This is a genomic window from Flectobacillus sp., assembly GCF_049240685.1.
Classification (GTDB): domain Bacteria; phylum Bacteroidota; class Bacteroidia; order Cytophagales; family Spirosomataceae; genus Flectobacillus.
In genome coordinates, this window is record NZ_JBMLSD010000366.1 from 1 (window position 1) to 8,890 (window position 8,890).

The following is an 8,890-nucleotide window of genomic DNA, read 5'->3' on the forward strand; positions in this document are numbered from 1 at the left end:
TGATCTGCTAAATAATTCTTCACATAATCTGTTACGCCTTCTTCTAAAGTATGGAAAGGTTTTTCGTAACCAATCGACTTTAATTTTGACATATTTGCTTCTGTGAAATATTGGTATTTATCACGAATATCTTCTGGAGTATCAATAAATGAGATATTTGGCTCTAGATTCAAGGCGTAAAAAGTATTTTTTACCAAATCCAAGAAAGTTCTTGCCTTTCCAGAACCTAAGTTATAAATACCTGAGTTGCGACGGTGGTGCATCAAAAACAAACAAACCTCTACCACATCCTTTACATACACAAAATCACGCATTTGCTCACCATCCTGAAAATCAGGGTTATGGGAGCGGAATAACTTCATCGCGCCAGTTTTCTGGATTTGGTTGAATGTATGCCAAATCACAGATGCCATACGACCTTTGTGGAATTCGTTTGGTCCGTAAACGTTGAAGAACTTCAACCCAGCCCAGAAGAAAGGTTTTTCTTGTTGTTGTAATGCCCAGATATCGAAGTCATTTTTTGAATCACCATAAGGATTCAAAGGCTTCAATTGAGGAATCAAAGACTCATTATCATCATAGCCATGCTCGCCCAAACCATAAGTAGCAGCCGACGAAGCATACACCAATGGAATTTGGTAGTCATGACATTTTTTCCAAATCTTCTTTGAGTAATTCAAATTCAATTTGTTGAAAATATCTACATTGAACTCTGTCGTATCAGTACGAGCACCAATGTGGAAACAGAATTCAACCTCTTGATAGTTTGCATCCAACCACTCAAAAAAGTGTTCGCGGTCTACACGCTCTTGAATCTTTTTTCCTTCAAGATTTTTATTCTTTTGCTCATCAGAAAAATCGTCAACAGCAATGATATAGTTAAAATTGTCCTCATTCAAGCGTTGAATAAGGCAACTTCCAATAAACCCAGCGGCACCTGTAACAATAATCATACAATAAAAACTAAAATTGAGTGGTTCTGGAATGTGTTATTTATGAAAAACTAATGATTCTCTTTATAATCGAGAAAAATCCACTCGGAAGATATGTTCAATCATTTTGGATAATAAATAATTCCGAAAGGTAGTAACTCGACTACGTGGTTCTATTACGAACCTGTCTATTTATTAAATCTATATTGTCAAAATACAATAAGCAGATAAGGAGCAAAGTTGTTTTGTAGGAATATCGGGATTTTTAATTCTATGACAAAAGCCATTTATTATAAGAAATCAAAACAGACTTAAAATCGCACTATTCCTAGAAAAAGTAAGCAAAAGTACCTAAAGCTTTGCGAAAAACCAATACACTTAACTTTGAAAAAATATAAACTTTTCAAGATACCACTTGTAGAGCAATACGAGAGGTTAGAGTAATAGGCTGATTAACAGAAATATCACATCTAAAAATAATGAAATAAATTGAACAAATTAAAGACTTTCATAAAATGATTGTTTTCAGCTTTCTTTTTTGTGAAACTAAAAGCCATTAACTTTGTGTTCTTAATCCACAGATTGGTTTTGCTACGTTTTCCCAATTCCAATCACGGCGATTTTGCTGGTCATCACTCGTAGTTTTGTACTTGGGTCGTTTGCTATGTCATGATTGTCTATTATTAGTTATTTTTACTCATAAACTAATAACAGATATACCGCAAAAAGAACATCTGAGATTTTCGCAAAACGAATAAATTAACTGAAAACAAATGGTTTACGTAGTTCGTAAAGAACACTTCAATGCCGCTCACAGGCTGTATAATCCTAACTGGACAGAGGAAAAGAATCGTGAGGTATTTGGTCCATGTGCAAATGTCAACTGGCACGGACATAATTTTGAGCTTATCGTTACTGTAAAAGGTATTCCAGACCCTGACACAGGTTTCGTGATTGATATGAAAGTGATGAGCCAAATAATCAAAGATGAAATCATCGAGCGTGTTGACCACAAAAATCTAAATCTCGATGTAGATTTTATGCAAGGTAAAATGGCAAGTTGTGAAATTTTTGCCATGGAAATTTGGAAAATTTTAGCTCCAAAGCTCAATGAGCAAATTCCACATGGACAGCTACACTGCATCGAACTCATCGAAACGCCTAAAAACTCAGTGAAGTATTACGGCGAATAATTGTACTGTGTGAAGCTTTGGGCTGGTATTCTTGGCTCCTCAAGCAGCCTGAAGCTCTCAGCCTAAAGCCCACATCATGAAATACTATATCATAGCTGGCGAACGCTCAGGCGATTTGCATGGCTCTAATCTCATCAAAGCTATCCTTCAAAAGGATGCCAACGCCCAAATTCGTGCTTGGGGCGGCGATATGATGCAGGAAGCAGGCGCTACGCTTGTAAAACACTACAAAGACATTGCCTTTATGGGCTTTGCCGAAGTCATCAAAAATCTCCCTACAATTCTTGGACTTTTATCGTTTTGCAAAAAAGATATTCAAGCCTATCAGCCTGATGTGGTGATTCTTATCGACTATGCAGGGTTCAATATGCGTGTGGCGAAGTTTGTCAAGTCTATTGGTATCAAAACATTCTATTATATTTCGCCAAAAGTTTGGGCTTGGAATCAATCACGTGCGCTCAATATCAAGAAATTTGTTGACCGCATGTTTGTGATTTTTCCGTTCGAAAAAGACTTTTTTAAGAAATATGATTACGAGGTAGATTATGTCGGAAACCCTCTGTTTGATGCTATTGCAGACTTTCAGCCAAAACCTAATTTCAGAAAAGAAGCTCGTGTAGGTCAAAAACCCATTATTGCGCTTTTACCTGGCTCACGTCACCAAGAGGTAGCCAAAATACTCCCTATGATGGTGGCACAGGCGTATAATTTCCCTGATTACCAGTTTGTAATTGCTGGAGTTTCTAATCTTCCCAAAGAATTATACGCACGCTGGCAGTCTATTTTTCCGATTAAAGTAGTGTATGACGATGCCTACAATTTGCTCTCAGTAGCTGATGCCGCTTTGGTAACTTCAGGAACTGCAACTTTAGAAACGGCCTTATTGAATGTTCCACAGGTTGTTTGTTACAAAACCAGTGGTATTTCTTTTGCCATCGCCAAAATGGTTATCAAAGTGCCTTATATCTCTTTGGTAAATTTAGTAGCTCAGAAAAAGATAGTACCTGAATTAATACAGAATGACTTAAATAACAATACCGTTCAGGAAGAACTAAACAAGATACTAAGGCCAGAAGGACGCCAAGCACAACAAGAAGGATATGCCGAAGTAAGAGCTATATTAGGCGAAAAAGGCGCGTCTGCTAAAGCTGGTAGTTTGATGGTTGATTATCTATTGAAATAGTTGGAGCTTATGCACATGAGTGATTGAGTCATTCTAAAAATTATTACTCAATCACTCATTCTTTCAATTAGAGGTATTTTCCTTCCAAATAATTCTTAATCCACGATTTCTGGACACCTTGTATTTGACTAAAATAAGTTGCAATTTCTCTGAAATCGGCCTCAGCGTTATCAGTTGGGTAGAAAGGTTCTCGTACAAAGACAGTCTTTCTTGGATAATCGAATCCCACTAAAATAATTGGAATATTAGCCCCTTTGGCCACATAGTAAAATCCCGTTTTTAGTTTTTCAACATTTTTACGGGTTCCCTCTGGTGCAATGGCGATATGTAGCTCAGAAGTATTGTTAAAGACTTGGACTACTGCATCTACCAAATTATTATTCTTAGATCTGTTGACGGGAGTACCTCCTAAGGCTTTAAACAACCAACCAAATGGAGGTTTGAATAGCTCTTCTTTTCCTAAGTATCCAATCTCCTTTCCTATCACAGCTCTTGCTCCTAATCCAACAGGAAAATCAACCCAACTGGCATGAGGCACCACTGCCACCATACTTTTTTTTAGTGAATTAGGGATTTGTCCCTCTAGTTTCCATCCTGCCAACTTAAATAGCATTATAAATATTTTATTTAGCATAATTTTAAGTGAATTAATATTTCAAGTGAAAATAAGTAAATTCTTTACTAGAAACAATTTCACAGAAAAAATTGCATAAGTCAGGAATAATGAAAGTAAAAAGGCACAAAATATTTGTCTAAATCAGATTCAAACAAACACTTTGTGCCTTTGTGCCATTTCCCAAATACTTACTTGCTAATATCAATCAGCATAAAAGGATGTGGTGTAAAGCATATAATAAAAATTCCTAGAGAAATCCATCCTAAAATTTTACGTTTGGTATCGAGTGGCGAATCCTCCTCCACATCGGGATGATAGATACCTAAAAATCTTCCCAACAAAAAAGCGAAAGGAAAAAACCCTGAGAAACCTTGAAAATCCTTCACCACAGGGATGGCACTCATTACTAATTGAACAACTACCATACTCAAACTAATTACCCAAGGAGTTAGTGGATTAGGAGATATTCGGGAAAGACAAGTTTTCAAGAAAAAGATATATATACCCAACCACAGGAAAAAATCTAAGTCGGAGCTATAGGCGCTTCCTTCAAAACCAATTGACTTAATTTCGTCAATCGTGTACATTCCGATGCCTGCATAAAACAAAAATCCTACAAAGATAATCGGAGCAATGGTATTAAATTTCTTTTTGCCAATAAGACCGTACAATATATGTCCACCGTCAAGCTGACCAATCGGGAACAAATTTAGAGCTGTAAAAAATAGTGATAAATAACCAGCCCAAAGCAATGGATAATGTGATAACTCAAAATTAGGAGGCAATAGCGCTGAATCTGCCACATAGTTTTTGAAAAAAAGCATTAGTAAATTATCCCCTAAGGTCAATTGCCCATTGAGCAAATTGGCATTTTTGGACATTTCATACGCATAATTTGCCCCATATTTAATATACTCAGGATGGATTTTATAAATATAATCCAATGGAGGTAAATGCGTAAAACCATACCAAAGTACGCCAAAACCAACCACAAAACCTGCCAAAGGGCCTGCTATACCAATATCAAAATACTGTTTTCGTGTACGTGTTCTGTCAAGAATACGAATCACAGCGCCGAGCGTTCCGATACTCATAGCCAATGCACTTAGCCACATTGGGATATAATATGGGAGTGTTGTTCGGATTTTATAATACCTTGCCATAAAAAAATGACCAAATTCATGACAGGTCAAGATTGCTAAAAAAGGAATCGAAAACTCAAATCCTTGCCAAAAATCTCGTGGAAATTTGAGTATATCCTTTTCAGGTAAAAAGAAGAAAAAGCGTCCTGTCATTGCCTCCGCTCCTGCCAATGTTGTAGTTATAACAGTCACTACAAACAGCACCAACTGAATCGCCAAAGTTTTATTCTTCATTTGCAAACATATCTAAAATCGTAAATTCATTGGGAATAATTTGTTTTACTTGGATACCAACTTTAGCGGCTCCTTCCAAATTTGGTAACATATCGTCGAGGAATAATGTTTCGGCGGGATTCAAACCTGCTTCTTTCAAAACAGCTTCATAAATATCGGTGTGAGGTTTGGCTTTGCCCATTTCGTAGGATAGAAATAGCTTATCGAATAAATCCTCAAGACGTTTTTCGCCAGTACAACGCTCCAAAATTTTATTTACTTCGATAATATGAATATTGCTAGTATTAGACAAAACATAGGTATTATACTTCTGTCTTAAACGCTTAATCAGAGAAATTCTCTCAGGGTCAATATCTAACAAAAGCGCATTGAAAGCTTTGTCTATCTCTTCATCAGAGGCAGTAATATTCAGTTCTTGACGTAACAAATCTCTAAATTCAGCATCCGAATAATGCCCTTTTTCATAGTTAGCCCAAATTTGCTTTTCCTTCAATAATCTCTCTCCGTCTTCCCAAGAAAAATCCTTTGATAGCTTTGCTAACTCTTTATAAGTTTCGTTCAGATTGATATCGATTACGACATTTCCTAAATCAAAAATGATGTTTTTCATAAAATAAATAAACGGTTGATTCGAAGTTATGTAGACAAAAAAATAAGAGGTAAACGCTGCACTATCATCGTTTTACCTCTTATTAATATGCTTATTTTAGTTGCATTTTTGCTTACTGATTATTCTGTTACCACACCCATCGACGAGAATTTCTCAATTCTTTGGTCGATTCTTTCCTCTGGAGACAGTTGAGAAAGTTCTTTGTAGGTTTCAAGAATTACATTTTTTACAGTTTGAGCTGCTTGTTCAAAATCTAAGTGAGCACCGCCAAGTGGTTCTGGAATGATACCGTCTACCAACTTATTACCTTTCATATCTTCGGCAGTTAACTTCAATGCTTCGGCAGCTTGCTCTTTAAAATTCCAAGTTCTCCAAAGGATTGTTGAACAGTTTTCTGGAGAAATTACTGAATACCAAGCATTTTCAAGCATCAACACTCTGTCACCAATCGCAATTCCCAAAGCACCACCCGAAGCACCTTCACCGATGATAATACAGATGACAGGTACTTTCAACATGAACATATCGCGAATATTGCGAGCAATCGCTTCGCCTTGTCCACGCTCCTCTGCTTCAAGCCCCGGGAAAGCCCCTGGAGTATCAATCAAAGTAACGATTGGCTTATTGAATTTTTCAGCCATTTTCATCAAACGCAACGCTTTGCGGTATCCTTCAGGATTTGGCATACCAAAGTTACGAAGCTGACGCTGTTTGGTATTACGACCTTTTTGTTGACCAATAATCATAAAGGTTTCGTCACCAATTCTACCAAAACCACCCACCATTGCCTTGTCGTCTGCTACTGTACGATCTCCGAACAACTCAATGAATTCATCACACATATTCTCGATATAATCGAGTGTATATGGACGTTCTGGGTGACGAGATAGCTGAACTCTTTGCCAGCGTGTCAAGTTTGAGAAAGTTTCTTTTTTGAGTTCTTCAATGCTAGCTTCCAATTGAGCCGCAGCTGTCGATACATCTACATTATTATCAATCGCCAATTTTTTCATTTCTGCCAATTTGGCTTCTAATTCGGCTATCGGTTTTTCAAAATCCAAGAGAGTTCGCATTTTGTTGTTGAATTTATCGCATACCCAAGCTTTGCTTGAGCATAGATTAAGTAATAACAATCCTTACGTTAGGAAGATTTTTAGCCCTCAAAGTTAGTCAAAAAGACCTTTCACAACACGAAATAATCATATTTTTCAAGTAGCTAATCTAACTCAAACCACATTAACGCCTCAAAATGAAGCACTTAGTCAATGTTTTATAAAAAGTATTTTATAGAATTGATTTTGATATTTCAACAATTCTCGTGAGCAATTTAGGATAATTTCATGAAACAACCATTTTTTTCTCTAGTTTTTATACAATTCCAAAATGTGCTAAGTCTATGTTTTTTCCGAGAGACAAGTTTTATTGTACTCTGTGCGTATTTCGTATAAGACCTTATTAAAAAAGTTCTATTTTTTAGAGAAAATACGCTACTTATGTTATTTTTGGCTTACTATCCCAGTAAATACATAAAACCCTTCAAACATGTCAATTTTAATCTTAGTATTAAGTATTTTATTACTTCTAATCCTCATAACCTTCGGAAAACTCAATGCCTTTCTTTCTCTAATTTTCTCAGCAATTTTGGTGGGTGTTGCCAAACAGATGCCTTTGTCCGATATTCTTACCTCGATTCAGAAAGGAATTGGAAGTACACTTGGCTCACTTATTTTGATACTTGGCTTTGGCGTTATGCTTGGAAGTTTGCTTTCAGAAAGTGGTGCAGCTCAGCGAATCAGTCAAGTTCTTATTCGGTATTTTGGGGCATCGAGAGTAAAACTAGCCGTATTAATTACTGGCTTTGTGGTGGGTATTGCGATGTTTTACAACGCAGGCTTCGTGATTTTGATACCCATGGTTTTTTCGGTAGCGCTCAATACTGGTCAACCGATGATTTATGTGGGTATCGCCATGGCCTCGGCCTTGTCGGTCACACATGGCTTTTTACCTCCTCACCCTGGTCCTACGACCATTGCGGTATTGTTTAAAGCAGACATTGGTAAAACTTTGATTTATGGACTTACCGTGGCAATTCCAACCTTAATTGTTGCGGGCTTAGTTTTTCCAGAATTTATTAAAAATATTTCTTCAAATCCACCCAAGGGCTTATTCGAAACCAAGCAATTTAAAGAAGAAGAAATGCCTGGCTTTGGTTTAAGTATCCTAACAGCCTTAATTCCTGTGGTGTTGATGGGCATGGCTACAGCGAGTGAGTTAACGATGGACACTAACGCTGCGCTACACCACTATTTAAAGTTCTTGGGTGACCCAAGTATTTCGATGCTGATAGCAGTAACATTTGCATTGATATTCTTGGGTATTCGTCGTGGAAAAACAATGGAATATTTGATGGAAAAAACAGGAGGTGCTATTAGTTCGGCATCCATGATTATTATGATTATTGCAGCAGGTGGCGCATTCAAACAAGTATTAACTGATAGTGGCATCGGGACAGATATAGCAAAAGCTTTTCAAGACTCTACCTTATCTCCATTGGTATTGGGCTGGTTAATTGCCACCATTATCCGAATAGCGCTGGGTTCAGCCACGATAGCTGGTTTGACGGCAGCAGGTATTATTCAACCTTTGATGGCTACCACCCATGTAAACCCTGAATTAATGGTCTTATCAATTGGAGCAGGTAGTTTGATGTGCTCACACGTGAACGATACAGGTTTCTGGATGTTCAAAGAATATTTTGGTCTCACTATCAAGGATACCTTCAAAACATGGTCGGTAATGGAAACGATTGTAGGTGTTATGGGCTTGATTGGTGTGTTGGTTCTTAATTCGATTGTCTAGCAAAAAAAATCACCTAAAAAGCTGTGGTAAACTGTCTGTAGACCTTTATAACAGCTTTTTTCTGATTACTGGACAAAACGAGAAAGTCTGATTCAGATGTATCGACTTTTTTACACATTTT

Annotated in this window: 8 protein-coding genes; 3 read left to right on the top strand and 5 right to left on the bottom strand. The window is 37.1% G+C overall.

Going from position 1 to position 8,890, the window contains the following annotated elements:
• On the bottom strand, positions 1-953 hold a 953-nt coding region (gene rfaD / locus ACOVQ4_RS16925), incomplete at its 3' end, for an ADP-glyceromanno-heptose 6-epimerase (protein WP_421821804.1).
• A 752-nt stretch (positions 954-1,705) separates the two neighbouring features.
• Here rfaD and ACOVQ4_RS16930 point away from each other — a divergent pair.
• Both ACOVQ4_RS16930 and lpxB read left to right on the top strand, forming a co-directional pair.
• A complete protein-coding gene (locus tag ACOVQ4_RS16930) occupies positions 1,706-2,125 on the top strand; it encodes a 6-pyruvoyl trahydropterin synthase family protein (protein ID WP_095162818.1) in 420 nt (139 codons plus the stop codon).
• Between the two features lie 76 nt (positions 2,126-2,201).
• Complete coding sequence (lpxB, locus tag ACOVQ4_RS16935; protein ID WP_421821805.1) at positions 2,202-3,308, top strand: lipid-A-disaccharide synthase; 1,107 nt, start codon at positions 2,202-2,204, stop codon at positions 3,306-3,308.
• 67 nt (positions 3,309-3,375) lie between these two features.
• Here the strand turns inward: lpxB and ACOVQ4_RS16940 are convergent, their stop codons facing one another.
• The 4 genes from ACOVQ4_RS16940 to ACOVQ4_RS16955 all read right to left on the bottom strand — a co-directional run bounded on the left by ACOVQ4_RS16940 (position 3,376) and on the right by ACOVQ4_RS16955 (position 6,983).
• Entirely contained in the window at positions 3,376-3,942 is a 567-nt protein-coding gene (locus tag ACOVQ4_RS16940) for a 1-acyl-sn-glycerol-3-phosphate acyltransferase (protein ID WP_421821806.1), read from the bottom strand.
• 170 nt (positions 3,943-4,112) lie between these two features.
• Entirely contained in the window at positions 4,113-5,300 is a 1,188-nt protein-coding gene (locus ACOVQ4_RS16945) for a site-2 protease family protein (protein WP_421821807.1), read from the bottom strand.
• Positions 5,290-5,910: an HAD family hydrolase gene (locus ACOVQ4_RS16950; protein WP_421821808.1), complete on the bottom strand. Its 621-nt coding sequence runs from the start codon at positions 5,908-5,910 to the stop codon at positions 5,290-5,292. The genes ACOVQ4_RS16945 and ACOVQ4_RS16950 overlap by 11 nt, the downstream gene beginning before the upstream one ends.
• A 119-nt stretch (positions 5,911-6,029) precedes the next feature.
• Positions 6,030-6,983: an acetyl-CoA carboxylase carboxyltransferase subunit alpha gene (locus tag ACOVQ4_RS16955; protein WP_421821809.1), complete on the bottom strand. Its 954-nt coding sequence runs from the start codon at positions 6,981-6,983 to the stop codon at positions 6,030-6,032.
• A gap of 469 nt (positions 6,984-7,452) precedes the next feature.
• On the opposite strand from ACOVQ4_RS16955, the gene ACOVQ4_RS16960 reads away from it, so the two are divergent.
• The gene (locus ACOVQ4_RS16960) at positions 7,453-8,769 is read left to right on the top strand and encodes a gluconate:H+ symporter (protein WP_421821810.1); all 1,317 of its coding nucleotides are present in this window, start codon (positions 7,453-7,455) and stop codon (positions 8,767-8,769) included.
• Positions 8,770-8,890 lie beyond the last annotated feature (121 nt).